The 26,449-nt window shown below is 71.6% G+C and carries 19 protein-coding genes, 1 tRNA gene and 1 pseudogene; 15 read left to right on the forward strand and 6 right to left on the reverse strand.

Annotation, left to right across the window (positions count from 1 at the left end; translation table 11 throughout):
* The first annotated feature begins 102 nt into the window (after positions 1-102).
* The 3 genes from STRIP9103_RS22960 (at position 103) to fusA (ending at position 4,993) form a co-directional block, all read left to right on the forward strand.
* Positions 103-187, forward strand: a tRNA-Leu gene (locus STRIP9103_RS22960).
* A 206-nt stretch (positions 188-393) separates the two neighbouring features.
* Positions 394-2,580 (forward strand): alpha-galactosidase, encoded by a 2,187-nt coding sequence (locus STRIP9103_RS22965; RefSeq protein ID WP_009320060.1) that lies wholly within the window; start codon positions 394-396, stop codon positions 2,578-2,580.
* Positions 2,581-2,914: 334 nt separating this feature from the next.
* Positions 2,915-4,993 (forward strand): elongation factor G, encoded by a 2,079-nt coding sequence (fusA, locus tag STRIP9103_RS22970; protein ID WP_009320074.1) that lies wholly within the window; start codon positions 2,915-2,917, stop codon positions 4,991-4,993.
* A gap of 171 nt (positions 4,994-5,164) precedes the next feature.
* Here the strand turns inward: fusA and STRIP9103_RS22975 are convergent, their stop codons facing one another.
* Complete coding sequence (locus STRIP9103_RS22975) at positions 5,165-6,535, reverse strand: glycoside hydrolase family 43 protein (RefSeq protein WP_009320088.1); 1,371 nt, start codon at positions 6,533-6,535, stop codon at positions 5,165-5,167.
* A gap of 378 nt (positions 6,536-6,913) precedes the next feature.
* Here STRIP9103_RS22975 and STRIP9103_RS22985 point away from each other — a divergent pair, with 378 nt between their 5' ends.
* The 5 genes from STRIP9103_RS22985 to STRIP9103_RS23005 all read left to right on the forward strand — a co-directional run bounded on the left by STRIP9103_RS22985 (position 6,914) and on the right by STRIP9103_RS23005 (position 14,132).
* On the forward strand, positions 6,914-7,846 hold the full coding sequence (locus STRIP9103_RS22985) for a hypothetical protein (RefSeq protein WP_234022269.1): 933 nt from the start codon (positions 6,914-6,916) through the stop codon (positions 7,844-7,846).
* Between the two features lie 117 nt (positions 7,847-7,963).
* Complete coding sequence (locus STRIP9103_RS22990) at positions 7,964-8,410, forward strand: hypothetical protein (RefSeq protein ID WP_009320043.1); 447 nt, start codon at positions 7,964-7,966, stop codon at positions 8,408-8,410.
* A 96-nt stretch (positions 8,411-8,506) separates the two neighbouring features.
* Complete coding sequence (locus STRIP9103_RS22995; RefSeq protein ID WP_009320095.1) at positions 8,507-8,953, forward strand: hypothetical protein; 447 nt, start codon at positions 8,507-8,509, stop codon at positions 8,951-8,953.
* 153 nt (positions 8,954-9,106) lie between these two features.
* A complete protein-coding gene (locus STRIP9103_RS23000; protein ID WP_009320066.1) occupies positions 9,107-13,000 on the forward strand; it encodes an nSTAND1 domain-containing NTPase in 3,894 nt (1,297 codons plus the stop codon).
* A gap of 250 nt (positions 13,001-13,250) precedes the next feature.
* Positions 13,251-14,132 carry an NlpC/P60 family protein gene (locus tag STRIP9103_RS23005; RefSeq protein WP_009320089.1) on the forward strand — a complete coding sequence of 294 codons (882 nt, stop codon included), beginning with the start codon at positions 13,251-13,253 and terminating at the stop codon, positions 14,130-14,132.
* Positions 14,133-14,225: 93 nt separating this feature from the next.
* Here STRIP9103_RS23005 and STRIP9103_RS23010 read toward each other — a convergent pair whose 3' ends face one another.
* The 3 genes from STRIP9103_RS23010 to STRIP9103_RS23020 form a co-directional block, all read right to left on the reverse strand.
* A complete protein-coding gene (locus STRIP9103_RS23010; RefSeq protein WP_009320073.1) occupies positions 14,226-15,239 on the reverse strand; it encodes a Gfo/Idh/MocA family protein in 1,014 nt (337 codons plus the stop codon).
* Positions 15,240-15,326: 87 nt separating this feature from the next.
* Positions 15,327-16,088 (reverse strand): SDR family oxidoreductase, encoded by a 762-nt coding sequence (locus STRIP9103_RS23015; RefSeq protein WP_009320075.1) that lies wholly within the window; start codon positions 16,086-16,088, stop codon positions 15,327-15,329.
* A gap of 147 nt (positions 16,089-16,235) precedes the next feature.
* A complete protein-coding gene (locus STRIP9103_RS23020) occupies positions 16,236-17,402 on the reverse strand; it encodes a phytanoyl-CoA dioxygenase family protein (protein ID WP_009320091.1) in 1,167 nt (388 codons plus the stop codon).
* Positions 17,403-17,538: 136 nt separating this feature from the next.
* On the opposite strand from STRIP9103_RS23020, the gene STRIP9103_RS23025 reads away from it, so the two are divergent.
* Positions 17,539-18,597, forward strand: a complete 1,059-nt coding sequence (locus STRIP9103_RS23025; protein ID WP_009320047.1) for a LacI family DNA-binding transcriptional regulator — start codon at positions 17,539-17,541, stop codon at positions 18,595-18,597.
* A 34-nt stretch (positions 18,598-18,631) separates the two neighbouring features.
* Here the strand turns inward: STRIP9103_RS23025 and STRIP9103_RS52835 are convergent, their stop codons facing one another.
* Positions 18,632-19,633 (reverse strand): GlxA family transcriptional regulator, encoded by a 1,002-nt coding sequence (locus STRIP9103_RS52835; RefSeq protein ID WP_181800443.1) that lies wholly within the window; start codon positions 19,631-19,633, stop codon positions 18,632-18,634.
* 94 nt (positions 19,634-19,727) lie between these two features.
* On the opposite strand from STRIP9103_RS52835, the gene STRIP9103_RS23035 reads away from it, so the two are divergent.
* On the forward strand, positions 19,728-20,702 hold the full coding sequence (locus STRIP9103_RS23035) for an NADP-dependent oxidoreductase (protein ID WP_009320045.1): 975 nt from the start codon (positions 19,728-19,730) through the stop codon (positions 20,700-20,702).
* Between the two features lie 78 nt (positions 20,703-20,780).
* On the opposite strand, the gene STRIP9103_RS23040 is transcribed toward STRIP9103_RS23035, so the two are convergent.
* Positions 20,781-21,608, reverse strand: a complete 828-nt coding sequence (locus tag STRIP9103_RS23040; protein ID WP_009320078.1) for a CDP-alcohol phosphatidyltransferase family protein — start codon at positions 21,606-21,608, stop codon at positions 20,781-20,783.
* Between the two features lie 109 nt (positions 21,609-21,717).
* On the opposite strand from STRIP9103_RS23040, the gene STRIP9103_RS23045 reads away from it, so the two are divergent.
* From STRIP9103_RS23045 to STRIP9103_RS51780, 5 genes and pseudogenes are all read left to right on the forward strand, one after another.
* On the forward strand, positions 21,718-22,698 hold the full coding sequence (locus STRIP9103_RS23045) for a zinc-dependent alcohol dehydrogenase (RefSeq protein WP_009320064.1): 981 nt from the start codon (positions 21,718-21,720) through the stop codon (positions 22,696-22,698).
* Positions 22,699-22,865: 167 nt separating this feature from the next.
* On the forward strand, positions 22,866-23,264 hold the full coding sequence (locus STRIP9103_RS23050) for a 6-pyruvoyl trahydropterin synthase family protein (protein WP_009320081.1): 399 nt from the start codon (positions 22,866-22,868) through the stop codon (positions 23,262-23,264).
* On the forward strand, positions 23,261-24,505 hold the full coding sequence (locus STRIP9103_RS23055) for a glycosyltransferase family 4 protein (RefSeq protein WP_009320072.1): 1,245 nt from the start codon (positions 23,261-23,263) through the stop codon (positions 24,503-24,505). Before STRIP9103_RS23050 ends, STRIP9103_RS23055 begins: the two co-directional genes overlap by 4 nt.
* A complete protein-coding gene (locus tag STRIP9103_RS48470; RefSeq protein ID WP_048820805.1) occupies positions 24,502-25,431 on the forward strand; it encodes a class I SAM-dependent methyltransferase in 930 nt (309 codons plus the stop codon). The genes STRIP9103_RS23055 and STRIP9103_RS48470 overlap by 4 nt, the downstream gene beginning before the upstream one ends.
* A pseudogene (locus STRIP9103_RS51780) lies at positions 25,428-26,432 on the forward strand (lysylphosphatidylglycerol synthase transmembrane domain-containing protein); the annotation flags it as partial. The gene STRIP9103_RS48470 and the pseudogene STRIP9103_RS51780, both read left to right, overlap by 4 nt.
* Positions 26,433-26,449 lie beyond the last annotated feature (17 nt).

Genomic DNA, 26,449 nt, shown 5'->3' on the forward strand with positions numbered 1-26,449 from the left:
CCCCGCCCGGAGCCCGGATACGCAGGTGAAGGGCACTCCGAAATCTTGGTATTGTTGTCCCTGTCGCCACGGGGAACACCCCGGCAAGGCGACAGACACCTAGTCCGGGTGGCGGAATGGCAGACGCGCTAGCTTGAGGTGCTAGTGCCCTTTATCGGGCGTGGGGGTTCAAGTCCCCCCTCGGACACATAGTCACCGCACTGATCGGTTTCCGGTCGGTGCGGTTTTTTGTTTCCCCCTGATCCCTTGCGGCCCATCGGTTCGAGGACTTACGGTCGCTCCTCGGTAAACGTTTTCTGCCTCTCGCCCCCGCTGCCCCTCACCCCCGCCCCCCGCTGCCCATCCCTCCGCCCCTGTCTCTCGCCGTTTCGCCGCTCCAGGAGTCCACCACCCATGTCCACGTCCCCCCTCCGCTGGGGAACCGAGGCGCTGTCCCTGCTCATCTCCACAGACCCCACAGGACCGGCCCGGCTGCTGGCGGCAGGCGAGGCGGCCTCGCTGCCCGACCCCGCACGCGACCCCGACGTGTACGCGCGCCTCGCGCGCCGGGCCCTGCCGCTGGTCGAGGTGCAGACCACGGGTGGTGGTCGGCTGGGTACGTCCGGCAAGCGGCATGTGGACGGCGCCGCCGCCCGGGCACTGCGGTACGCCGGGCATGAGCAGGACATCGACGGCGGGGGAGCGCGGACTCTGCGAGTGCACATGGCCGACGAGGCGGGAGGGCTGCGCGTCACCGCCCACTACACCCTGCGCGGCGATGTGCCCGTCCTGCGCGCCGAGGCCGTGGTCGAGAACACCGGCGACGAACCCGTCACCCTCGAATACGTCTCGTCCTTCGCCCTGTCCAACCTCGCCCGGCGACTCCCCGACGGTGAACGCTGGGAGGACGGGCTGTCGCTGTGGCTGGCGGCCAACCCCTGGAGCGGGGAGTTCCGGTGGGCGCGGGCCACGCTGGGCGAACGGGGGCTGTACGACGTCGGGATGGTGGCGTTCGGGCAGACCGGGTCGAAGAACCGGATCGCCGTGACCAGCACCGGCTCCTGGTCCTCCTCGGAGTATCTGCCGATGGGATGCCTGGAGGAGGCCGTGACCGGCCGCGCCCTGCTGTGGCAGATCGAGCACAACGGCTCCTGGCACGCCGAACTCGGCGACCGTTTCGACGACGTGTACCTCGCCCTGTCCGGGCCGACCGACCGCGAACACCAGTGGCGCTGCCGCCTCGCACCCGGCGAGTCGTTCCGAACCGTCCCGGTAGCGATCGCCCTGGTCCCCGACGGTGGCTTCGAGAGCGCCCTCGCGGCCCTCACCGACCACCGCCGCGCCACGCGCCGCCCGCACCCCGACCACGACCGACTGCCCATCGTCTTCAACGACTTCATGAACAGTCTGATGGGCGAACCCAGCACGAAGGCACTGCTGCCCCTGGTCGACGCCGCGGCCACGGCGGGTGCCGAGGTCTTCTGTATCGACGCCGGCTGGTACGACGCCGAGCCACCCGGCACCGTGGGCCCCGGTGGGGTGCCCGGCTGGTGGGACGCGGTCGGTGAGTGGGAGGAGTCGGCGCCCCGCTTCCCCGGCGGACTCGGCGAGGTACTGGACCGGATCCGGGCGGCCGGGATGGTGCCGGGGCTGTGGCTGGAGCCGGAAGTCGTCGGCGTGCGCAGTCCGATCGCCGCCGCACTCCCCGACGAGGCGTTCTTCCGGCGGGACGGCGTACGGGTGGTGGAGTGGGGACGCCACCAGCTCGATCTGCGCCACCCGGCCGCCCGCGCCCACCTCGACGCGGTCGTGGACCGCCTGGTGGACGACTACGGCGTCGGCTATCTCAAGCTCGACTACAACATCGACATCGGCGCCGGGACGGACGGCGTGGCGGGGGAGAGCGCCGGCGACGGTCTGCTCGGGCACAACCGGGCCTACCTCGGCTGGCTCGACGGCGTCCTCGACCGCCACCCCACCCTGGTCCTGGAGAGCTGCGCGGCCGGCGGCAGCCGTACCGACCACGCCGTCCTGTCCCGGCTGCCCATCCACTCCGTCACCGACCAGCAGGACTTCCGCCTCCTCCCCGCCATCGCCGCCGCCGCGCCCACCGCCGTCACCCCGGAACAGGGCGCGATCTGGGCATACCCGCTCCCCGAACACACCGACGCCGAGCTCGGCATGGTGCTGGTGTCGGCGATGCTCGGCCGCGTCCACCTCAGCGGACGGCCGGATCTGCTGACGGAAGCCCAACTGGGCGTCGTACGGCGGGCCTTGGACACGTACAAGGGCTATCGGCAGCTGCTGCCGGGGGCGCGTGCGCGCTGGCCGTTGGGGTTGCCGGGCTGGCGTGACGGTCGGCTCGCGCTCGCGTTGACGGCGGCTGACGGCACGACGCTGCTGGCGGTGTGGCGACGGGACGGGGCGCCGGACGGGGTGAGCGTGCCGCTGCCGTGGGTCGGTGGCGGGCAGCGGCCCCGGGTGTTGTTCGAGTCGGGAGGCCGTACGACGCTGGACTGGGACGAGGGCGGGAGAGTCCTGCGGGTGGGGCTGCCGGAGGAGCGGTCGGCCGCGCTGATCTCGGTTGATCCACCTCGGTGAAAATACGGTGCCCCGTCCCCGTCGGATTCCCTAGACTCGCCGCACATCGCGCGCCGCACGAGCTTGCGGCGCGCCTTGGTGACGAGTGATCAGAGTCCATGAGCGAGGGGAGCCCGGCCGTGTGTGACCGCACCGCTGTCGTCGCTCCCCGTTCCCGCTACGAGGTGATCCTCGTGTCTCCGTCGGTCCGGTGCCCGCTGCGCGGCCGGTACCGGATGCCCGTGACGCACGTCTGAAGTCGACCGCCGACGAGCGGTGACCCGCCACAGAGTCCGTCCGGGAATCGCGCTGCCCTGAACTGCCCTGAGACAGAGCACTTGAAAGGCCATGGGCCATGCGCAACGACCTCATCGACACCGGCACCCTGACCGCCGTCCGCAACCTGGGCATCCTCGCCCATGTCGACGCCGGGAAGACCACCGTCACCGAGCGGATCCTGTATGTCACCGGGACCACGCACAAGCGCGGCGAGGTGCACGACGGCACGACCGTCACCGACTTCGACCCGCAGGAGCGCGATCGCGGGATCACGATCTTCGCGGCGGCGGTGAGCTGCGCCTGGGACGGGCATCGGATCAACCTGATCGACACGCCCGGCCATGTCGACTTCGCCGACGAGGTGGAGCGCTCGCTGAGGGTGCTCGACGGGGCGATCGCGGTGTTCGACGGGGTCGCCGGGGTCGAGCCGCAGAGCGAGTCGGTGTGGCGGCAGGCCGACCGGTACGGCGTGCCGAGGATCGCCTTCGTCAACAAGCTGGACCGCGCCGGCGCCGACCTCGACTCGGCGGTCGAGTCCATCCGGGAGCGGCTGCACCCGGCCCCGCTGGTCGTGCAGTTGCCGATCGGTACGGAGGACGGGTTCACCGGCGTGGTGGACCTGCTCCGCATGCGGGCGCTGGTCTGGGCCGACGGCGGTGACGCGGTGGTGGAGGGCCCCGTGCCGGACGCCCTTCGCGAGGAGGCGCAACGACGTCGACGGCGGCTGGAGGAAGCGGTCGCCGAACTCCATCCCGTGGCGCTGGACGAGTTCTGCGCGGAGTCCACGCTCTCCGCGGACACCCTGGCCTCGGCGCTGTGCGACCTCACCCGCACGGGTGACGGTGTGGTCGTGCTGTGCGGCTCGGCCTACCGCAACCGCGGTATCGAACCGCTGCTCGACGCGGCCGTGGCCTATCTGCCCTCGCCGCTCGACGTACCGGCCGTACGCGGTACGCACGACGGTACGGAGCAGGAGCGGGCCGCCGATCCCGAGGCGCCGGTCGCGGCACTGGCGTTCAAGGTGAGCGCGACGGCCACGGGACGACTGACCTATCTGCGGCTGTACTCGGGAACGATCCGGAAGGGGGACACCGTGCTGGACGCGGGCACGCGCCGCACCGAGCGGATCGGCCGGATCCTCAGGGTCCAGGCCGACCGGCACGCCGAGCTGGACCGGGCGGTGGCCGGGGACATCGTCGCCGTGATCGGGCTCAAGGCCGCCCGCGCGGGGACGACCCTGTGCGCACCGGCGGCCCCGTTGCTCCTCGAACCGCCGACCGTCGCCGACCCTGTCGTGTCGGTCGCGGTCGAGGCCCGCAGGAGCACCGACACCGACCGGCTGGTGTCGGCGCTGGCGCGGCTCGTCGAGGAGGACCCCTCGCTGGTCGTGCGGACCGACCCCGAGACCGGGCAGACGGTCCTGTCCGGCATGGGGGAGCTGCATCTGGAGGTGGCCGTGGAGAAGATCCGGCAGAGCCAGGGTCTGGAAGTCGCCGTCGGCCGGCCTCGGGTGGCGTATCGCGAGACGGTCGTCCGAGGGGTGTCCGGTCTGGTCTTCCGGCATGTCAAACAGGATGGCGGGGCGGGGCAGTTCGCCCATGTCATGCTCGATGTGGAGCCTCTTGAGGCGGATGCCGCGGGTGGCGCCGGTACGGGTTTCGCCTTCCGTTCGACCGTCGTCGGCGGGCGAGTGCCGCAGGAGTACGTCCGTGCGGTCGAGGCCGGTTGTCGTGACGCCCTCGCCGAGGGGCCGCTCGGCGGGCACCCGGTGACCGGGGTGAGCGTCACCCTGACCGACGGCGCCACCCACTCCAAGGACTCCTCGGAGATGGCGTTCCGCACGGCCGGGCGGCTGGGGCTGCGCGAGGCGATGCGGGGCTGCGTGATGGCGCTGCTGGAACCGGTCGCCGATGTGACCGTGACCGTGCCCGCGGATGCCGTGGGTGGGGTGCTCGGTGATCTCGCGGCGCGGCGGGGGCGGGTCTCGGACTCGGTCGCGCGGGCGGGGTCGGTGGTGATCACCGCCACCGTGCCGCTGGCGGAGCTGTTCGGGTATGCGACGCGGTTGCGTAGTCGTACGCAGGGGCGGGGTACGTTCACGGCCCGGCCTGCGGGGTATGCGGTGGCGCCGGCCGCGGTGACGAGTGACCGCTGAGTTGTGCGGCGGCCCCTGCCTGACCGGTGGGGGCCGTCCTCGTCGTTGCCGGAGGACCTCCGCAGGGTCTTGCGCCCCCGCCCGCGGGGTTGTCCGCGCCCACGCGGCGGAGCCGCACATCGATACAGCCCCGCGCCCCTTTCGGGGCGCGGGGTCTGCTGGTCCTCTCTGTCAGGCCCAGGGAGTCACCGCGGTGAAGGAGCTGTCGGATCGGAAGGTGTCTGTGTCCTGGTAGGGGTCCACGCGGAGTTCGTAGTTGTAGTGGCGGAGGTAGCGGCCCGGGTAGTTGTACGACTCCAGGCGGACGGAGCCGGAGGTCGTGCCCGGACGGGCGCAGTACGTGGCGTCCTTGTCGAACACGGTCGTGCCGTCGTCCGTGTCGAAGCGGGCCCGGAAGTTCCAGTGCCGCAGATAGCGGCCGGCGGAGTCACGGAAGGAGTAGCAGTTGGCGTCCGCGAGGCCGGGCACGATCGTGAAGGTCGCGCTCTGCTTGACGGCGGTGGTGCTGGAGGAGGTCACCGGGTCGATGTAGCCGAGGTTGTCGGAGCGGACGACGGCGTAGCGGCTCGGGTAGTTGACGGACTGGAGGGAACGGGTGGTGTTGGTCGGGAGCGTGACACCGCCGGACACCGTCTCCTTCAGCACGGTCAGGTGGCGTACGAAGCCGGTGAGGCCCGGGAGTTCGGTCGGGGTCGACCAGGTGGCGAAGTTGTCGTAGCTGTCGCTGAACCAGTACTTCCCGGCCGAATAGCCGTCGTAGAAGATGCGCCAGCCGCCGTTGTCGAGCGGTATGAGCGCCGGGCCCTCGACGTAGGAGCCGAAGCCCGCCCAGTTGCCGGTCTTCCGGAAGGTGTACGGGCCGGTGAGGCTGGAGGCGGTGGCGTACTCGATGTACTTCGTCGTCTCGTTCTTCGTGAACGCGTGGTACGTGGAGCCGATCTTGACGATGAAGGTGTCGATGTAGTTCGGGCCGATGCCGGAGAGCACGGTGGGCGTGGACCAGGCGGTGAGGGAGGAGTTCGTCGCCGTCAGCTTGTACGGCTTGAAGATCCACTCGCCGTCGGCCGCGATGGACGCCGACAGGATGATGTTGACGCTGCCGTCGGTGTCGACGAACCACTCCGGCGCCCAGGCGCGCTGCAGACCGCTGATCGGGACTGTGTAGTCGTACAGGAAGGTCCAGTTGAGGCGGTCGGTGGAGCGGGCGAAGCCGATGGTGGTGGACAGCGCCGACCAGGTGCGGGTGGTGTACGTCAGGTAGTAGTAGCCGTCCGTGTGCTTGAAGATGCTGGGGTCACGGATCAGGCCGGAGGGCGGGGTGTACGCCGGGCCCTTCCGCAGGGTGAACCCGGTCGCGTCCGGCGAGTCGTAGACGTACATGTTCGACTCGCTGCTGTTGGTGAACGCGGTCATCGTGTACCGCGTCGCCTGCCCCGCCGGCGGATGGGCGGCTCCGGCCGGGCCGGCGAGGGCGGTGGTGAGGCCCAGCAGGGCGGCCACCGAGGTGAGGAGGGCGAGGACCGCCCTGAGGGTTCTGTTCAACGCTCGTCCCATTTCTGCGTGAACTGCCCTGAGGCGTGGGGTGTTGGTCGGGTGTTGTTCGAAATTTCGTCTCTTGTGCGGAACTTCGGTCAGAAGATAAGAGGGAGGCATGTGCGCGTCAATGGATTGCGCCAGGCTTTCTGCGAGAAGAGATTCCGCTTTGAGTCGGCCATGACTTCGCTGTGCCTGCGCTCCGACCTCCTGTACGACTCCGGCGTTGCCTCCCACCTCACGTTTCCCCTGGTCACGCCTTGTTTCCCGGCCGCTTGCCCGGAGGGCAACAGGAAACCCGTCGACCCCCGTGAGCAGCAGGGCAACTCTGGAGTCGTCAGCACGCAGCAAGACCACGACCAAGCGTGAGGCTAGGGGGATTGGCCCATGAGACGTGCGTTCATGTCTCTGTGCGCGGTGGTGGCGGCCACCGCGGCCGTCACCACCGGATGCGCCGGCGGTGACGGTGGCGACGGTGGGGGCCGGGCACAGGGGGATTCGCGACCGCGGCCGAAGGCGCTGACCTGGCAGCAGGAACTGCGCGTCAGCGACGCCCAGCAGCGCCTGACGTCGCAGTGCATGAAGCGTCACGGCTTCACCTACTGGGAGGACCGCAGCCTGACTCTCGAGGAGAGCCGTCCGGTGCGCTACGTCCAGGACGACGTGGAGTGGGCCCGTAAGTACGGGTACGGCGGCCGGATCGACGCGAAGAACCAGAAGGTCCGTGAGAGCAACCCCATCGGCACCTACCGTCAGAGCCTCACCCCGTCCCGGCGCGCCGCCTTCGACGTCGCGCTCGACGGCGGCGACGACGCCAGCATGCTCACCGCGCCGCTGCCGGGCGGCGGCGAGATCCGCAAACGCCTCGGCGGCTGCACGGAGGAGGCGGAACAGAAGCTCTACGGCGACCCGGCGGAGTGGTTCCGCACGAGCAAGGTCGTCGCGGGCCTCAACTCCCTCTACGGCGAAGACCTGATGAAGGACCGGCAGCTCACCACGGCGCTACGGGCGTGGTCCCGGTGCATGAAGAAGGCCGGACAGCCCTACAAGGACCCCCAGGCGGCGCGCGACGCCGTCCGGGTCAACACCAGTCGGCTGGGCGAGGCCCGTGCCGACGAGGCGTTCGCCGCCGAGCGGAAGACCGCCGTGGCGGACGCGACCTGCGCCCGCGACACGTCCCTGCGGGCCGTGGTGTCGGCCCGGGAGACGTACTACCAGGACCGCCTGCCCGACCGGTACGGCAAGGACCTCGACACCTACCGACAACTCGGTCAGCAGGCCTATGACCGGGCGGTGCGCATCGTTCCGGAGCGCGACTGACCACGTCGTTCCCGGACGCGCATCGCTCACCGGTGGGGGCACACCGGGCCACCGCCCGGTGCGTCACCACCGGCGCACCACCACCCACGCATCACCAACGAAACGAGGGGAAAGACCATGCGCAAGTTCACTGTCACGGCGGCGCTTCTCGGGCTCACCGCCCTGGGCGTCGTCGTACCCGCCGCGACCTCGCAGGCGGCCGACAGCGCCGTCACCGGCCCCGTCTGTGACAGCAAGTGGGGTCCGCGCAACGGCAACATGTACGCCTGGGACGCCCAGGACTGCCAGGGCGACCCCATTCTCGTCACCGCGGGAGGCAGCAACAACTGGGGTGGCGCCAGCAACAGGGCCTCGTCCGTCATGAACCGCGGCTACACCGGCAACCTGGCGATCGTCAAGTTCTACTACTTCACGGAACGCCAGGGGGGCCACACCTGCCTCTACCCGGGCGAGCTGTACGCCGACAACCTGACCGACAACCGGTTCACCACCGGCCAGGTGGTGGACAACAACATCATGTCGCACGAATGGGTGAACGGCGGCTGCGGAGCCACCCTTACCTGACCCGCCAGGCCGGCACGGGCGGCCCGGGACTGACCACCCCGGGCCGTCCGGTCCGTCCGAGGGCACGTCAACACCGACGCAAGGGGGGAACACACGATGCGCAAGTTCACTGTCACGGCGGCGCTTCTCGGGCTCACCGCCCTGGGTGTCGTCGTACCCGCCGCCACCTCCCAGGCGGCCGAAAGCGTCGTCGCCGGTCCTGGCTGTGACAGCAAGTGGGGTCCGCGCGACGGCAAGGTCTACGCCTGGGATCTGCCGCACTGCCAGGGCACGCCTCTGCCCGTCCCGGGCAGCGGCACCTGGGGGCCCGACGCCAACGACAGGGCCTCGTCCGTGATGAACCGCGGCTACACCGGTGCCTTCGGCGTCGCCCAGTTCTTCGAGCACGCCAACCAGGTCGACGGCCACGCCTGCCTCCTGCCGGGCGAGTTGTACGTCGATGACCTGGCGTACAGCCGGTTCAGCAGCGGTGCCCCGGCCGACAACAACATCAGTTCGCACCGGTGGGCCAACAGCGGATCCTGCGCGGTCATCCTGACCTGATCCCACCGACACGAACATCCGGAACCGCATCGGCCCGCGGTTCCGGACGTTCGTGTTTTCGCCACTCCGAGTGAAAGGTTGGCTGCCCTTACCGTCCCGCCAGTAACCTTTGGCATCCGCCGTCTCACGGCCCGCACTGCCTTGGGGGACACCTTGGGGGACCCGCAGCTCGGAGATGAAGCAGACCGCCGGAACGAACGGAACCGGAACGCGCTGACCACGCACTCCTTCCCCGCCCAACTGCGAAGACTGCGGCAGGAACGCGGCCTCTCGCTCACCGACCTGGCACGGCAGACCCACTACAGCAAGGGCTACCTCAGCAAGATCGAGACCGGCACGAAGCGGGCGACCGTCGACGTCGCCCGGCTCTGCGACCAAGTACTGTGCGCCGATGGCGAGTTGCTGCGGTTGGTCGAGCAGGCACAGGCGCCCGACACGGACAACGCCTCGGAGGTCGACGCCTCCGAACAGCAGTCCGACGAGGCGTGTCCCTACCGGGGGCTGTCGGCGTTCACCCCGCAGGACGCGGAGTGGTTCTTCGGCCGGGAGCGGGCGACGGCCGCACTGGTCGAGCGGCTCTTCGAACGGGTCGGCGGTGGACCGCTCCTGCTGGTCGCCCCCTCCGGCGCGGGCAAGTCGTCCCTGCTCAACGCCGGTCTCGTACCCGCCCTGCGGCGCGGTGACTTCCCGATGCCGGGAGCCGACAGATGGCCGATCGTCGTGCTCACCCCGACCTCCCGACCGCTGGACGAACTGCTGGAGCGCACCGCCAAGGCCGTCGGCGGGGACCTCGGCGTCGGCGTGGAGGAGGTGCGGGAGAGGCCCTACGCGCTCCTCGACGCCGTACGCGCGATGGCGGACGAACCACCGACGGCACCCGGGGACCGAGTGCCCCCGCCCCCTCGACCGGTGCTGATCGTCGACCAGTTCGAGGAGCTGTTCACTCTCTGCTCCGACGAGGCCGAGCGGCGCGCCTTCGTCCGCGTGCTCAGCACCCTCGCGACCTCACCGGCGGCGGACGGCGCGCACGATCCGGCCATCGTGGTGCTCGGCGTACGCGCCGACTTCACCGGCAACTGTCTGGACCTGCCCGAACTGGCGCAGGCCTTCACCGACGGTGTGTTCGTCCTGCCGCCGATGTCCGTGGCGGAGCTGCGGGAATCGATCACATGTCCGGCGGAACGTGCCGGGATCACCCTCGAACCCGGCCTCGTCCCCCTGCTGTTGCGCGACGCCGGACTGCGCGACGAGCCCGGCGCGCCCCAGCAGGGCATCGCCATCGGCGCCGACGAGACACCCTCCGGCGCCCTCCCCCTGGTCTCCCACGCACTGCTCGCCACCTGGCAGCGGCGTGCGGAGTCCGCGCTGACCGTCGACGGGTACGAGCGGGCCGGTGGTATCCAGGGGGCGGTCGCGCGTACCGCGGAGAACGTGTTCGCGCGGCTGTACCCGGCCGAGCAGAAGACGATCCGCCGCATCCTGTCCCGGCTGGTGCTGGTCGTGGACGGGGCGGGGGCCACCCGGCGCCGGATGAGCAGGGCCGCCCTGATGGCCGAGCTCACCGACGCGGACGGGGCCGCCGCCGCGCTCGACGCCTTCGTACGCGCCCGGCTCATCACCCTGGACAGCGACACCGTCGAGATCACCCACGAGGCCCTGCTGCACGCCTGGCCCCGGCTGCGCGACTGGATCCACGCCGACCGCGCCGGACTGCTGCTCCACCAGCAACTGGTCGTCGCGGCCGGCGAATGGGAGCGCGAGAACCGTGACCCGTCCGCCCTCTACCGGGGCACCCGGCTGGACACCGTACGGACCTGGGCCGACGAGTCGGACGGCTGGAGCCGGCTCGGACCCGGCGAGGAAGCCTTCCTGAGGGCGAGTCTGGCCGAGGAGGACGCCCGCCGGAGGCAGGCCACACGGCAGGTCAGACTCCGGCAGTCCATGCTCGCCACGCTCGCCGTCCTGCTGGGCCTCGCCGTGACCGCCGGCGGCCTCGCCTACCAGCAGCGCGAGGGCGCCCTCGACCAGGAGCGGGTCGCCCGCTCCCAGGCACTCGCCGTACAGTCCGCCTCACTCGCCGGTGGCCAGCCGGAGGCGTCGATGCTGCTCGCGGAGGAGGCCTACCGGGCCGGAGCCACCGTCGAGGCACGCGGCGCCCTGCTCAGCACCCAGTCCCAGCCGTTCTCCGCCCGGCTCGGCGGCCACCGCGGACCCGTCAACTCGGTGGCGTTCGCACCGGACGACCGTACGCTCGCCGTGGCCAGCTCCGACGGCACGGTGACCCTGTGGAGCACGGCCGACGGCCACCGCAGGCTCGCCACGCTCACCGTCCCCGGACGCGTCCGCTCGGTCGCCTTCAGCCCCGACGGCCGTACCGTCGCGGCGACGTCGACGAACGCGCCCGTGAGCCTGTGGGGCGCCGCCGACCATCGCAGGAAGGCCGTGCTCGACGCCAGTACGAAGGGCGCCCGCGCGGTCTCCTTCGACCCGCGCGGGCGCGCACTCGCCGTCGCGACCGCCGACGGAACCGTCCAGCTGTGGGACATCGCGCCCGAGCCCCGCGTCATCGCCTCCCTCCCCGGCCACGAAGGGACCCTCAACGCGCTGGACTACGCCCCCGACGGCCGGACACTGGTGTCGGCGGGTGACGACCGGACCGTGCGGCTCTGGGACACCGACCGCGCCCGGCCGCTCGACGTGCTCAAGGGGCACACCGACAGCGTGCTGGGTGTGGCGTTCTCCCCGGACGGACGCCAAGTGGCCTCCGCGGGCGTCGACCGCACCGTACGGCTGTGGGACGCGCGAACCGGCCGGGAGACCGCGACGTTCACGGGCAGCAGCGACGACATCAACGCCGTCGCCTACACACCCGACGGCAACACGGTCGTCGGCGCGGTCGGCGACGGCACGACCCGACTGTGGGACATCCGCAGCGAACGGCAGACCGCCGTGCTCGCCGGACACACCGACTACGTCCTCGGCGTGGCCCTGACCTCCGACGGCACCCTGCTCGCCACGGCCGGCTTCGACCAGTCCGTCGTCCTGTGGGACCTCGGCGGCCCGGTGCTGACGCCCCGTCCGTTCACCGAGGTCTGGCAGACCGAGTACAGCCCCGACGGAAAACTGCTGGCCACAGCCGACGCCGATCACACGGTACGGCTGTGGGGCGTGGCCGACCACAGGCTCCTCGGCACGTTGAGGGGCCACACCGAGACCGTCTTCTCGGTGGCTTTCTCGCCCGACGGCCGCACCCTCGCCTCGGCGAGCTCCGACGGCACGATCCGCCTCTGGGACGTGGCGAAACGCGCCCCACTGACCGAACTGACCGGCCACACCGGCGAGGTCTTCTCCGTCGCCTTCTCCCCGGACGGACGCACCCTCGCCTCGGCGGGCGCCGACCGCACCGTCCGGCTGTGGGACGTGACGAAGCGCCGTGAGCTGGCGAAGCTGACCGGCCACGAGGACTACGCCAACGATGTCGCCTTCAGCCCGGACGGCCGTACCCTGGCGAGCGCCGGCGACGATCTGACCGTACGACTCTGGGACGTCGCCTCGCACCGACCGCTCACCACACTCACCGGCCACACCGGCGCGGTGCGCGGCGTGGCCTTCAGCCCCGACGGCCGCACCCTCGCCAGCAGCGGCAACGACGGCACCGTACGCCTGTGGAACGTACGCGAACGCCGCTTGGAGACCTCCCTCACCGGCCACACCGGTTCCGCCCGGGGCATCGCGTTCTCACCCGACGGCCGTACGCTCGCCAGCAGCGGCAACGACCGTACGGTGCGCCTGTGGGACGTCGCCGGGCGGCGGCCGTGGGCGACGCTCACGGGCCACACCAACGCCGTCTGGGGCGTGGCCTTCGCCCCCGACGGGCGCACGGTGGCCAGCAGCAGCACCGACGGCACCGTACGGCTGTGGGATCTCGACCCCGGGTCCCGCCTGGCGCGGATCTGCCGACTGCGCGCGGAGATGGGCCCCGACGAGCGCGAGTCGCTGCTGCCCGGGGTGGCGCTGTCGCCGGGGACGGCCTGTGACCGTGGCTGAGGCGGACGGCCGGGCGAAGGAAGCCGAGGAATCAAGTGAGGGCGGCCGACGATCGGGTGAGGGCGGCCGGCCATCGGGCGATGCCCAACCGCCCTGTTCGGAGGGGGTTTCCCAGGTGTTTCCCTGTTGCCCGTCGGGATGGGGCGACCCCGGGATCTCGACGGGAGGGGCGCACGGCCAGCAGGCTGCTCCCTGACCACTTGAGCGAACGTGCGCTTCATCCACGTCAACAGGAAACGGGGGTTTCGGCATGGTGCGCCGGACCGGTCTCATCCGCACACTGATCGCACTATTGGCCTTCCTCTTCTGGGCACCGGTGTCCACGGCCGCCGCGGTGTCGGCGGCACCTGCCGCGGCTGCCGCCGGCGAGTGCGGCGTCCTCGCGCCGGGCGCCTCGTCGGCCGCCGAGCGGGCGATCGCCGCCGCCTGCGCCGAGGTCGCGGCCGGCACCTGGTACACATGGGGCGGCGGCCACGGCGCCCAACCCGGCGCCACCTACGGGCAGGTGGACCCCAGCGACCCGGAGGACAGCAAGCACGACCCCGAGCGGCGGGGCTTCGACTGCTCCGGCCTGGTCCGCCACGCCTACGCCCAGGCCACCGGCTCGGACATCCTCAACGGCGTCGCCAGCCAGCAGTACTACACGCACCGCGCCGCCGAGCGCTTCACCGCCGCCCAGGGCCTCGCCCCGCTCCTCCCCGGCGACCTGCTGGCGTGGGGCACCTCGAGGGACCTGCACCACATCGCCATCTACCTCGGCGCCGGCAAGATGGTCGAGGCCAAGGAGTCCGGCACCAAGCTCATGGTCAGCGACGTGCGCCTGAACGGCACCTACTTCGGCGCCGTCCGCGTCAACACCGGACAGGTCACCGGCAACATCCACCAGACCTGGGGCACCGACGTCTGGACCAAGGCCGAGCCCCGCCTCGCGGCCGCCCGCGTCTACGCCTTCCCCGGTTCCACGACCATCCGCGTCGAATGCCAGAAGCACGCCGAGTGGGTGTCGTCCGACGGCTACGAGAACGACGTCTGGTCCTACCTGCCGGACTACAAGGCCTGGGTCACCAACATCTACATCAAGGGTCCCGCCTGGCTCGAAGGGGTACCTGACTGCAACAAGCCCAAGCCCTGACACCAGGGCCATGACGGCTCGCGCCGGTGCCCCCTTGGGGGAGGGGCACCGGCGCGAGTGCGTACACAGCAAGACGTTCGTGAACGACGACGCCTAGGCGGCGGCCTCCTTGCGCACCTCATCCAGGCGCACCGGTCGGCGCTCCGCCACCGACAGGGTGCAGGCCTCGGCGATCCAGCCGGCCTCGATCGCGTCGGCGACCGTGCAGGGGGACGTGCGGGTGCCCGCCACCACCTCGGTGAAGGCGGTGAGTTCGGCGCGGTAGGCCGGGGCGAAGCGGTCCATGAAGAAGTTGTGCGGGGGGCCCGGGGGGAAGGTGACGCCCGGTTCCGCGGAGCGGAGGGGGAGCTGGGCGTCGAGGCCGGCGGCGATGCTGTCCTTCATGCCGTGCACCTCGAGGCGGACGTCGTAACCGCGCGCGTTGTGGCGGGTGTTGGAGATGACGCCGATGGTGCCGTCGTCGAAGGTGAGCAGGGAGGACGCCGTGTCGACGTCACCGGCCTCCTTGATGTACTCCGCGCCCTTGTTGCCGCCCGTCGCGTACACCTCGACGACCTCCCGGCCCGTCACCCAGCGCACGATGTCGAAGTCGTGCACCGCGCAGTCCCGGAAGATGCCGCCCGACACCGCCACGTAGGCCGCCGGCGGCGGGGCGGGGTCCAGCGTCGTCGACCGTACGGTGTGCAGCGCGCCCAGCTCGCCGCTCAGGACCGCCTCCCGGGCGGCCACACAGCCCGCGTCGAAGCGGCGGTTGTAGCCGATCTGGACCTCGATACCGCTCTCCCGCACGGCACGCAGTACGGAAAGGCTCTCCTCCACCGTCTTGGCCACCGGCTTCTCGCAGAACACCGGGATACCCGCCTCGACCGCGGCGAGGATCAGCCCCGGGTGCGCGTCCGTCGCCGCCGTGATCACCACACCGTCGATCCCGGACGCGAACACCGCCTCGGGGGAGTCGGCCACCGTGGCCCCGAACTTCTCGGCGGCGGAGGTCGCGGCGGCGGCCACCGGGTCGGAGACCACCAGCTCCTCCACGACGTCGAGCCCGGCGAGAGTTCCGGCGTGGAAGGCGCCGATGCGGCCCAGCCCCAGGATGCCCATGCGCATGGCCAATGTCCCTTTCAGATGTGCAGTGAGATCTCAGATGTGCAATGAGATAAATGAGATGGATGAAAGCAGGTCAGGGCGAGCCGGTCAGTCGGACGCGCCGGGGACGTTCTGGTCCCAGTCGATGACCGAGCCGGTCACCACGCCGCTGCGGTCGGACAGCAGGAACACCACGAAGTCGGCGATCTCGTCGACCTGGCCGAGCTTGCCCATCGGCAGGCGCTCGGCCGCCCTCTCCCGCCAGTCGTCGCCCGCCCCGTGGAACTCCCGCTGGATCGCGTCCTCGCCCTCGGTCTCCGTCCAGCCGATGTTGAGGTCGTTGATCCGGATCCGGTCCCAGCGGTGGGCGTGGGCGGCGTTGCGGGTGAGGCCCGCCAGACCGGCCTTCGCGGTGGAGTACGGCGCGAGGCGCGGCGGGCCGCCGTGCGCGCAGTTGGAGCCGATGTTGACGATCGTGCCGGGCGCCTTCCGGGCCACCAGGTGTGCGACGACCGCCTGCATCGCGAAGAAGGGCGCGCGCAGGTTGATCGCGATGTGCGCGTCGAACAGTTCCGGCGAGGTGTCGAGGAGCGAGCCCCGGGAGGTCAGGCCTGCCGCGTTGACCAGGCTGTCGATACGGCCCAGGCTCGCGATCACCTGCTCCACGCTGCCGCGCACCTGCGCCGGGTCCGCCAGGTCCGCCCGTATGAACGTGGCGCCCGTGTCCGCCGCCAGCTTCTCGCCGAGCTCGGTACGACGGCCCGTGAACGCGACGGTCGCGCCCTCGCGCAGGGCCGCGCGGACGATGCCCGCGCCCAGTCCCTGACTGCCGCCGTTGACGAGGACGACCTTGTCCTCCAGGAGTGCCATGTGGGGGAATTCCTTTCGATCAGTTGCCGCGCACGCCTCGATCGGCCACTGCGCCTCGATCAACTACTGGTCTCGATCAACTACTGGGCATCGCTCGGCCGAGAAGCGTCGTTCAGCCACAGGCATCGTTCGGTCGCGGAGCCTCGTTCAGCCGCGGCGTCGCTCCGCGCCCGCCCGCAGTTCCTCGCGCAGCCGCTCCGGGCTCCAGTCCTCGGACACGGCCCGCCACATCAGGTCCGCCTGCGACGGCGGGGCCAGCCCGTCGACCGGCGGGTCCCGGTCCAGGTCGGTGGGGAAGGGGTAGCCCTCGGCGGTGGCGGCCACCACGCGGCGCAGCCAGTCCTCGGCGGCGCCCTCGGCCCGGCGGGCGAGGAGGACCGGGAAGACGGCGTTGACCATGGCCTCGCGGTCCACGGTCTCCATGGCGCGGCCGAAGGCGGAGGAGATCTGGAGCAGGTTCGCCATGCGCCTGATGTCGGCCGAGCGGTTGTGACCGGCGGCGTGGAAGAGCGCCGGATTGAAGAAGACCGCGTCGCCCTTCTCCAGGGGCAGCTGGACGTGGTGCTCGGCGAAGTACTCCACGAACCGCGGCAGACGCCAGGCCAGATAGCCGGGCTCGTACTTCTGGGAGTGGGGCAGATACAGGGTCGGGCCGGACTCGACGGGCATGTCGCAGTGGGCCACCGCGCCCTGCAGGGTCAGTACGGGGGAGAGACGGTGGACGTGCGCCGGGTACGCGGCGGCCCGCTCCTGACCGAGGAAGCCGAGGTGGTAGTCGCGGTGCACGCTCTGCGCCGCGCCACCGGGGTTGACCACGTTGATCTGGGAGGTCACCTGGTAGCCGGGGCCGAGCCAGGCCTCGCAGACCAGCGCCAGCATGTCGTTGGCGTAGTAGTCGGCGAACGCCTCCGGGGCGCGTACGGCCGCCTTCTCCAGCGCGTTCCACACGCGGTCGTTGGCGCCGGGCTTCGCGAAGTGGTCGCCGCGGGCCGTGCCGGACGCGCGCTCCTCCTCGATGAGCGCCTCGAACACGGCCGTGGCCGTGTCCACGACACCCGTATCGGTGAAGGCCCGCTTGAGGACGACGATCCCGGGGCCGTCGAGCAGGGCGTGGACGAACTCCGCCCGCATCTCCCGGCGGTCCGGCGCGGCGCGCAGCCGCTCGCTGTCGTAGACGAGGACGTTCTGTACGACGCCTTCCGCGTACGGGTGGTCACGTGGGTCGGTGGTGCGCTCGACCAGGGCGCGGAACTCGTCGAGGTCGCAGTCCCCCTCGGACAGCCAGGTCCTTGAGCCCGCAGCGGTGAGGGCCATGTCGGATCCTTTCGCAGGCCTTGTCGGTCGGCCTTTCGTAGCGTCTGCGTCTCTGCCAGTCTTGGGGCGCGGACCCCCTCATACAACCCGCAGAGGCCCCTCAAAAACCCATCAATCACCTCCGGGAAGCGCAGCCATGGGACACCCCTACACGATCCGTGAGATCGCCCGTCAGGCCGGGCTGAGCCAGGCGACGGTCGACCGGGTGCTCAACGGCCGGGGCGGGGTGCGCGAGAGCACCGCCCGTGAGGTGCACCAGGCGGTCAAGGACCTGGACCGGCAGCGCACACAGGTGCGGATCGGCGGCCGTACGTTCATGGTCGACATCGTGATGCAGTCGCCGGACCGGTTCTCGACGGCGGTCCGGGAGGCGTTGGAGGCCGAACTGCCGTCCCTGCACCCGGCGGTCGTCCGGTCCCGCTTCCACTTCCGGGAGACCGGGTCGGCCTCGGAGATGGTGCGGGTGCTCGACCGGATCGGGCGGCGCGGCTCACAGGGGGTGATCCTCAAGGCGCCCGACGTCCCGGAGGTCACCGCCGCGGTCGAGCGGCTGGTCGCGGCCGGTATCCCCGTGGTCACCTTCGTGACCGACCTGCCGAGCAGCCCGCGCGGCGCGTACGTCGGCATCGACAACCGGGCCGCCGGGACGACCGCCGCGTATCTGATCCGGCAGTGGCTCGGCGATCGGCCCGATGCCGTGCTGGTGACGATCAGCCGGAGCTTCTACCGCAACGAGGAGGAGCGCGAGATGGGGTTCCGGGCGGCGATGCGGGCCGCCGAGCCGGGGCGGGCGCTCGTCGAGGTCACCGACAGCGACGGCCTCGACACCACCCAGCGGGAACTCGTCCTCGACGCGCTGAAGCGGGAACCCGGCATCGGCGCCGTCTACTCCATCGGCGGCGGCAACACCGCGACCCTCGACGCCTTCGCCGAGCTCGGCCGGGAGCCGCATGTCTTCGTCGCGCACGACCTCGACCACGACAACACCCGGCTGCTGCGCGAACGCCGGCTCTCCGCCGTGCTCCACCACGACCTTCGCCAGGACATGCGCCGTGCCTGCCAGACCATCATGCGGGCCCACCACGCCCTCCCGGACGAGGGCCCCTTCCTGCCGTCCGCGATCCAGGTGGTGACCCCGTTCAACATGCCACCGGGGGTGGGGACCGGGAGTGTTCCGGGGGCGGGACCGGTATAGGAGGGAGAGCCGGCGTTTCATGGCTCGAGGAAGGTCAGCTGCCTTCTTCGCCGCCGCCGAGTTCGCTGCCGGGAACCCGAACGGCCCGGAACGTACGCCGGTACGCCAGCGGTGACACGCCGATCGTCGCGTGCAGGTGCTGGCGCAGGGACGTGCCGGTGGCGAAGCCGACCCGGGTGGCGATGTCGTCGACCGGGAGGTCGGTGGATTCGAGGAGGTGGCGGGCGCGGGCCACGCGCTGTTGGACGATCCAGCGGCCGGGGCTCATGCCGACCTCGTCGTTGAAGCGGCGGGCGAAGGTGCGCAGGCTCATCCGGGCGTGCCGTGCGAGGTCGGCGAGGGCGAGCGGCGCGTCGAGGTGTTCCAGGGCCCACTGCCGGGTGGCGGCGGTGCCGTTGGCCGGGTCCTGCGGCACGGGCTGCTCGATGTACTGGGCCTGGCCGCCCTCCCGCCAGGGCGGCACCACGCACCGCCGGGCCACCCGGTTGGCGACCTCGCTGCCGTGGTCCTCACGCAGCAGATGCAGACAGATGTCGATACCTGACGCGGCGCCGGCCGAGGTCAGGATGTCGCCGTCGTCGACGAACAACACATCGGGGTCCAGGTCGACCTCCGGGAAGCGGCGCCTGAACATCTCGGCGAGCGCCCAGTGCGTGGTGGCGGGGCGGCCGTCCAGCAGACCTGCGGCGGCGAGCACGAAGGCGCCGGAGCAGATGGACACCAGCCGGGTGCCGGGCCGGATCCGCGCCAGCGCCGCCGCCACCGGGCCCGGCAGCTCGGTCGACATCAACTCGGCCGCCGCGGGGGACAGGCCGAACGAGGCGACGATCACCGTGTCGGCCGTGTCCAGCACCTCGGGGCCGTGGTCCACGGTGATGGCGAAGTCCGCTGCCGTACGCACGGGGCCGCCGTCGACGGTGCAGGTCAGCACCTCGTACAGACCGTCGATGGCGCCGAGGATGCGGCTCGGCATGCCGAGTTCGAAGGGATAGACCCCGTCGAGCGCGAGGACCACGACACGGTGGGGAGAGGTCATGCCGGACAGTGTGCCACGACGCGTGGCACGATCCCATCGAATGATGGCCATCCTGCCATTGTCGTGATCGCGGGCCCGCAGCAGGCTGAACGGCATGAGTGACAACAACGACAGCAGGACCGGCGACGGCACCACCATGCGCGCGGTCAGCCAGGACGGCTTCGGCGGCCCGGAGGTGCTGAACGAGGTCGAACTGCCGCGCCCCGTCCCGCGGATGAGCGAGATCCTCGTACGGGTGCACGCGGCGGGTGTGAACCCGACCGACTGGAAGAACCGGGCCTTCGGACTGTGGCACCCCGACCCGCTGCCCGTGCTGGGCTGGGACGTCTCCGGGGTCGTCGAGGAGGTCGGCCTCGGGGTCACCCTGTTCAAGCCGGGCGACGAGGTGTTCGGGATGCTGCCCTATCCGCACGCGGCGGGCGCGTACGCCGAGTACGCCAAGGCACCCACCCGCTCCTTCGCGCTCAAGCCGGCGAACATCGACCACGCCGAGGCCGGTGCCCTGCCGCTGGCCGCGCTCACCGCGTACCAGGCGCTCGTCGACACGGCCGACGTACGGCCGGGACAACGCGTCCTGATCCACGCGGCGGCCGGGGGCGTCGGTCATCTCGCCGTACAGATCGCCAAGGCACGGGGCGCGTACGTCATCGGTACGGCCAGTGCCGGCAAGCACGAACTGCTGCGCGAGCTGGGGGCGGACGAGCTGATCGACTACCGGACCACGGACTTCACGGAGGCCGTCTCCGATGTCGACGTGGTCCTGGACACCCTCGCCGGTGACGTCCGCAGCCGTTCCCTGGACGTTCTGCGGGAGGGCGGGGTGCTCGTCACCATCCTGCCGCTCGGCTACGAGGCCGACGCCGAGCGGGCCGCCGAGCTGGGCGTTCGGCTGGAGGCCCTGCTCGTCGAGGCCGACCAGGCCGGGATGCGGGCCATCGCCGAGCTGGTGGAGAAGGGGCAGCTCCGGGCCCGTATCGAGGCGACGTTCCCGCTGGAGGAGGCGGGCAAGGCGCACGCCCTCGGGGAGACCGGCCGCACGACCGGGAAGATCGTTCTCACGGTGCGCTGACTCGGCGCTCTCACTTGCTGATTCCGGTGTGACGGGGCCCCTGAGCCGGGCCCCTCATCACATCGGCTTCCGGCGAGGTCAGCTCCTGACGAGCTCGGCCTCACGGCTCCCGGCAGCGGTCTCCACCGTCACGGCCACGGTCACCGGCTGCGCCAGGGCCATCGGCTCCGGCACGGAACCCGTGGCCGTCCGCTCCTCCCGCGTGCGGTACAGCCACCCGATGTCGCGGCCGAAGGACCAGATCAGAGAGCCCAGGGCCAGCGCGACCAGGGCGAAGCCCGCGGCGTACGGCAGCAGGCCGGAGGCGGCGACCAGCAGGAAGACACCCTGCACCGCGGCGACCGTCTTGCGGGCCATGCTGTGCGGGAGGGAACCGTTCAGCCACGGCAGGGCCTTGGCGGCGGCGACGAAGGCGTAGCGCATGACGCCGATCAGCAGGACCCACGGACCCAGCGACATGGACACGTACACGCTGAGCACGAGGATCAGGAACGCGTCGACCTCCATGTCGAAGCGGGCGCCCAGCGCGGTCGAGGTGCCGGTGCGGCGGGCCACCTTGCCGTCGACGCCGTCGAGGATGAGGGCCACGGCGGTCAGGCCGACGAAGAGCGAGACGGGCGGCGAGCTCTGGAACGAGTCGGCGACCAGGGCGGTGACGGCGCCGACCAGTATCGCCCGGCCGAGCGTGACGCGGTTGGCGGGGCCGAAGGTGCGGGTCCGGGTGCGCAGCAGGGCCCGGTTGAGCACCGCCCAGGTCGCGAGCCCGAAGGCCAGTCCGGTCAGCCAGCCCGCCGGACCCAGGCCGATCGCCGTGCCCAGGAAGGCGAGGAGCAGCACCTGGGCACCGGCGCCCACGGTCGTCTCCGAGAGCAACAGCCGGCCGTCGTAAGTGTTGATCAGGGCCACCGCAAACCTTCCAAGCGTGTGTGACAGAAACGATCATCGCCGCGTACCGTGTCCGCGACTCCCACCGCTGCGTACGTGGAGAAGCGCCCGACCGTTCACGGAGACGCACATGAAACCAACGGCTCGCTCCTTCTGGCTCCGCTCACCCGGGCAGGGGGAGATCCGTGCGGAGACCCTCACCGGACCCGCCGGGGGCGAGGTGCTGGTCCGCGCCCTGTACTCGGGTGTCAGCCGTGGCACCGAGACCCTCGTGTTCCGCGGATCGGTGCCCGAGAACCAGCACGCGGCGATGCGCGCGCCCTTCCAGGAGGGCGAGTTCCCCGCACCCGTGAAGTACGGCTATCTCAGCGTCGGACGGGTGGAGGAGGGGCCGGAGGAACTCATCGGCAGAAACGTTTTCTGTCTGTATCCGCACCAGACCCGGTACGTCGTCCCGGCGAGCGCCGTCACCGTCGTACCGGAGTCCGTGCCCGCCGCCCGCGCCGTCCTGGCCGGGACCGTCGAGACCGCCGTCAACGCGCTGTGGGACGCGGCGCCCCTCATCGGCGACCGGATCGCCGTCGTGGGCGGCGGCATGGTCGGCTGCTCGGTGGCCGCGCTGCTCGCCCGTTACCCGGGGGTGCGGGTCCAGCTCGTCGACGCCGACCCGGCGCGCGCCGACATCGCCCGCGCGCTCGGTGTCGACTTCGCGCTGCCGGGGGAGGCGCTGGGGGAGTGCGACCTGGTCGTGCACGCCAGCGCCAGCGAACCGGGACTCGTACGGTCGCTCGAACTCCTCGCCGCCGAGGGCACGGTGATCGAGCTGAGCTGGTACGGCGACCGCCGTGTCGCCCTGCCGCTCGGCGAGGCCTTCCACTCGCGCCGCCTCACCCTCCGCAGCAGCCAGGTCGGCACCGTCTCCCCGTCGGGGCGCCCCGGCCGGACGTACGCCGACCGGCTCGCCCTCGCGCTCGAACTCCTCGCCGACGACCGCTTCGACGCGCTCGTCACCGGCGAGTGCGCCTTCGAGGAGCTTCCGGAGGTCCTGCTGAAGCTCGCGAGCGGCGAGCTGCCGGGCCTCTGTTACCGAGTCCGGTACGCCACCGAGTGACCTACCGATGAGTCAGCTCAGCCGCCCCACCCGTCCCTGAACTGCCCGAACGGAACGCCGGCCGCCTGAGAAACCGCAAAAGTCGGCTGAACACCGGGTAGGGAGCAGCCGTACTACACGGCATGCCCCGGCCCGGGGGCAGACGTACCGCACTGGAGGGTCGTCCGTTGTTCAGCATCACCGTCCGCGATCACATCATGATCGCCCACAGCTTCCGCGGGGAGGTCTTCGGACCCGCGCAGCGCCTGCACGGCGCCACCTTCCTCGTGGACGCCACCTTCCGGCGCGCCGAGCTGGACGACGACAACATCGTCGTAGACATCGGGCTGGCCACGCAGGAACTCGGTGCCGTGGTGAGCGAGTTGAACTACCGCAACCTCGACAACGAGCCCGACTTCGCGAACACCAACACCTCGACGGAGTTCCTGGCCAAGGTCATCGCCGACCGGCTCGCCGAACGGATCCACAAGGGCGCCCTCGGTGAGAACGCCAAGGGCATCGCGGGCATCACGGTCACCCTGCACGAGTCCCACATCGCCTGGGCGAGTTACGAGCGTGCCCTGTGACCGACGTGACCATCGACCGGACGGCCGTCGGCACCACCGCCCCCGCGAACGGCATCGCCGCCCAGGTGAACGGGGGAGAGCAAGTGAGGCTCGGTTACGTGCCCGTGCAGAACGCGGCGCTGAAGAACGCCGCGATCGTGCCCATGTCGCTGCGCTCGGTGCACTTCGTGATGCCGGGCGGCGTCGACGACCCGGGCCGGCCCAGCGGCGGCAACGCCTACGACCGCCGGATCTGCCTCGATCTGCCCGGCTTCGGCTGGCAGGTGCACAAGCACGCCGTCGACGGCAGCTGGCCCCGCCCGGGCGCCGAGGCGCGCGCCGAACTCGCCCGTACGCTGCGGGAACTGCCCGACGGCACGGTCGTCCTGCTCGACGGACTGGTCGCCTGCGGAGTCCCCGAGATCGTCCTGCCCGAGGCCGAACGCCTGTGCCTCGCCGTGCTGGTGCACCTCCCGCTCGGCGACGAGACCGGACTGGAGCCCGAGGTCGCCGCCGAACTCGACGCCAAGGAGCGGACGACCCTGCGGGGCGTGTCCGCGGTGATCGCCACCAGCGACTGGGCCGTACGCCGGCTCGTCTCCCACCACGGCCTCGCCCCCGAGAGCGTCCATGTCGCCGCCCCCGGCGCCGACATCGCGCCCCTCGCCTCCGGCACCGACGGTGTCTCCCGGCTGCTGTGCGTCGCCGCCGTCACCCCGCGCAAGGGGCAGCACCGGCTGGTCGAGGCCCTGGCCACCGTCACGGACCTGCCGTGGAGCTGCGTCCTGGTCGGCAACCTCGACCAGGAGCCGGAGTACGTCGACCACATCCGGGCCCTCATCGCCGAGTTCGGCCTGGAGGACCGGCTGCACCTGGCCGGACCGCAGTCCGGCGCGGCACTCGACGCCAGTTACGCCGCCGCCGACCTCATGGTCCTCACCTCGTACGCCGAGACGTACGGCATGGCGGTCACCGAGGCCCTGGCGCGCGGTATCCCCGTACTGGCCACGGACGTCGGCGGTGTCCCGGAGGCCGTCGGGCGCGCCCCCGACGGCGGGGTGCCCGGCATCCTCGTACCGCCGGAGAACCCCGCGGCCATCGCGGCGGAGCTGCGCGGCTGGTTCGGGGAGGCCGACGTACGGCGTCGGCTGAAGGCCGCGGCGCGCGGGCGCCGGGCCGCGCTGGACGGGTGGGCGACCACGGCCCGCAGCCTCGCCCATGTACTGGGCCGGCTGCGGCACGAACCTCGGAGGGCGGCATGACCACTTCTCCCGATACGACCACTGGTGCCGTCGCGTCCGCTTCCGGCCCGGTGCTGAGCATGGCCGGGCGCGGCGGCGCCACACCGGCGCCCGAGGGGCACCAGTACGCCCCGCAGTGGCTGGAGTTGCGCGAGAGCGCCGACGCCGCCGCCCGCGCGGTGGATCTGCTCGACCCGCTGCGGATCCGGCTCGCGAACCTGCCGCGCCGTGCCACCGGGCTGATCGTCCACGACCTCGGCTGCGGCACCGGCTCGATGGGCCGCTGGCTCGCGCCCCGGCTCGACGGCGCCCAGCAGTGGGTGCTGCACGACCAGGACCCCGGCCTGCTGCGCCTGGCCATGGCGCGGGCGCCGCGTGCCGCCGCCGACGGCAGCCCCGTCACGGTCACCACACGACGCGGCGACATCGGGCGGCTGACGGCGGACGACCTGGCCGGTGCCTCGCTGGTCACCGCCTCCGCGCTGCTCGACGTCCTCACCCGCGAGGAGATCGAGACGCTCGCCGCGGCCTGCGCCGGTGCCGGGGTCCCCGCCCTGCTGACCCTCTCGGTCGTGGGCCGCGTCGACCTCGTCCCGGCCCACCCGATGGACGCCGAGATGGCCGAGGCCTTCAACGCCCACCAGCGCGCCTCCGAGTTGCTCGGCCCGGACGCGATCACGGTGGCCTGCGAGGCCTTCGCCCAGCGGGGCGCCACGGTCCGGGTCCACCCGAGCCCCTGGCAGCTCGACGAACGGCACGCCGCCCTCACCGAGGAGTGGCTGCGCGGCTGGGTCGGCGCGGCCTGCGAACAACGCCCCGAGCTCACCGACCGCGCCGCCGCGTACCTCCGCGAACGCCTGGAGGCCAACGCCGCCGGCACCCTCCGAGTCGTCCTCCACCACAGCGACCTGCTGGCGCTGCCCCGGCCGACGGGCGGGGTCTCATGACGGCGCCGGTGGAGGAGGCGATCGCGGCGCCTTCCTCGGCCGTCGAGAGCTGGTCGCGCCCCCGCGCGGTGCCGGTGCGGGCGGCCGGATCGGCGTCGCCCGTCGCGGACCCGTACCCCACTGCGGCGGAAACGCCGGCGGAAGCGTCGGCCGAGGCCCCGGTGGCGCCCCGTCCCCGCCGCAGCGTCAAGCTCACCCGTGCCCTTCGCGCCCACTTCGGCTCGATTGCCGGAACGGTCATCCTCGCTGTCGTCGTATGGCGGCTCGGGACCGGGGTGTTCATCGACGGGCTGCGGCGGATCGACGCCGGGACGCTGGTCGCGGCTGTCGGGATCGGCGTGGTGACGACGGTGTTCAGCGCCTGGCGGTGGTGTGCCGTGACGCGGGCGCTCGGGATCACCCTGCCGCTCGGGCCGGCCGTCGCGGACTACTACCGGGCGCTGTTCCTGAACGCGGCGCTGCCCGGCGGGGTCCTCGGCGACGTCCACCGGGCCGTGCGGCACGGGCAGAGCTCCGGGGACATGGGGCGCGGGGTGCGGGCGGTGGTGATCGAGCGCACCGCGGGCCAGTTGGCGCTGGCCGTCGTGGGCGTAACGGTCCTGCTGATCCTGCCGTCCCCGGTGCTGGACGAGACCCGTCACACGGTGGGCCTTCTGGCCCTCGCCGCACTGGGCGCGCTCGCGATCCGGGCGGCGGTACGGATGGGCCGCGCCTCCGGCCGGTCGAGCGGTCGGGGCGGCCGGGTCCGGGCCGCGTTCGGCGAGGCGCGCGATGTGCTGCTGGCCCGTCGCAGCGGATCCGCGGTGGTGGTCTCGTCGGTGGTGGTGCTCGCCGGATATGTGGCGATGTTCCTGCTCTCCGCACGTGTCGCCGGATCCGCCGCGACCCCGCTGGAGTTGCTGCCGCTGGCACTGCTGGCCCTGATCGCCATGAGCCTGCCGCTGAACGTCGGCGGCTGGGGCCCCCGGGAAGGCGTCACCGCGTGGTCCTTCGGCGCCGCCGGTCTCGGCGCCTCCCA

This window comes from Streptomyces ipomoeae 91-03 (assembly GCF_000317595.1).
GTDB classification, from domain to species: Bacteria; Actinomycetota; Actinomycetes; order Streptomycetales; family Streptomycetaceae; genus Streptomyces; species Streptomyces ipomoeae.

Excerpts from the sequence above, each read along its gene's own strand:
- STRIP9103_RS22965 (WP_009320060.1), top strand. The coding sequence starts at position 394 with ATGTCCACGTCCCCCCTCCGCTGGGGAACCGAGGCGCTGTCCCTGCTC.
- fusA (WP_009320074.1), top strand. The coding sequence starts at position 2,915 with ATGCGCAACGACCTCATCGACACCGGCACCCTGACCGCCGTCCGCAAC.
- STRIP9103_RS22985 (WP_234022269.1), top strand. The coding sequence starts at position 6,914 with ATGAGACGTGCGTTCATGTCTCTGTGCGCGGTGGTGGCGGCCACCGCG.
- STRIP9103_RS22990 (WP_009320043.1), top strand. The coding sequence starts at position 7,964 with ATGCGCAAGTTCACTGTCACGGCGGCGCTTCTCGGGCTCACCGCCCTG.
- STRIP9103_RS22995 (WP_009320095.1), top strand. The coding sequence starts at position 8,507 with ATGCGCAAGTTCACTGTCACGGCGGCGCTTCTCGGGCTCACCGCCCTG.
- STRIP9103_RS23005 (WP_009320089.1), top strand. The coding sequence starts at position 13,251 with ATGGTGCGCCGGACCGGTCTCATCCGCACACTGATCGCACTATTGGCC.
- STRIP9103_RS23010 (WP_009320073.1), bottom strand. The coding sequence starts at position 15,239 with ATGCGCATGGGCATCCTGGGGCTGGGCCGCATCGGCGCCTTCCACGCC.
- STRIP9103_RS23015 (WP_009320075.1), bottom strand. The coding sequence starts at position 16,088 with ATGGCACTCCTGGAGGACAAGGTCGTCCTCGTCAACGGCGGCAGTCAG.
- STRIP9103_RS23020 (WP_009320091.1), bottom strand. The coding sequence starts at position 17,402 with ATGGCCCTCACCGCTGCGGGCTCAAGGACCTGGCTGTCCGAGGGGGAC.
- STRIP9103_RS23025 (WP_009320047.1), top strand. The coding sequence starts at position 17,539 with ATGGGACACCCCTACACGATCCGTGAGATCGCCCGTCAGGCCGGGCTG.
- STRIP9103_RS52835 (WP_181800443.1), bottom strand. The coding sequence starts at position 19,633 with ATGACCTCTCCCCACCGTGTCGTGGTCCTCGCGCTCGACGGGGTCTAT.
- STRIP9103_RS23035 (WP_009320045.1), top strand. The coding sequence starts at position 19,728 with ATGAGTGACAACAACGACAGCAGGACCGGCGACGGCACCACCATGCGC.
- STRIP9103_RS23045 (WP_009320064.1), top strand. The coding sequence starts at position 21,718 with ATGAAACCAACGGCTCGCTCCTTCTGGCTCCGCTCACCCGGGCAGGGG.
- STRIP9103_RS48470 (WP_048820805.1), top strand. The coding sequence starts at position 24,502 with ATGACCACTTCTCCCGATACGACCACTGGTGCCGTCGCGTCCGCTTCC.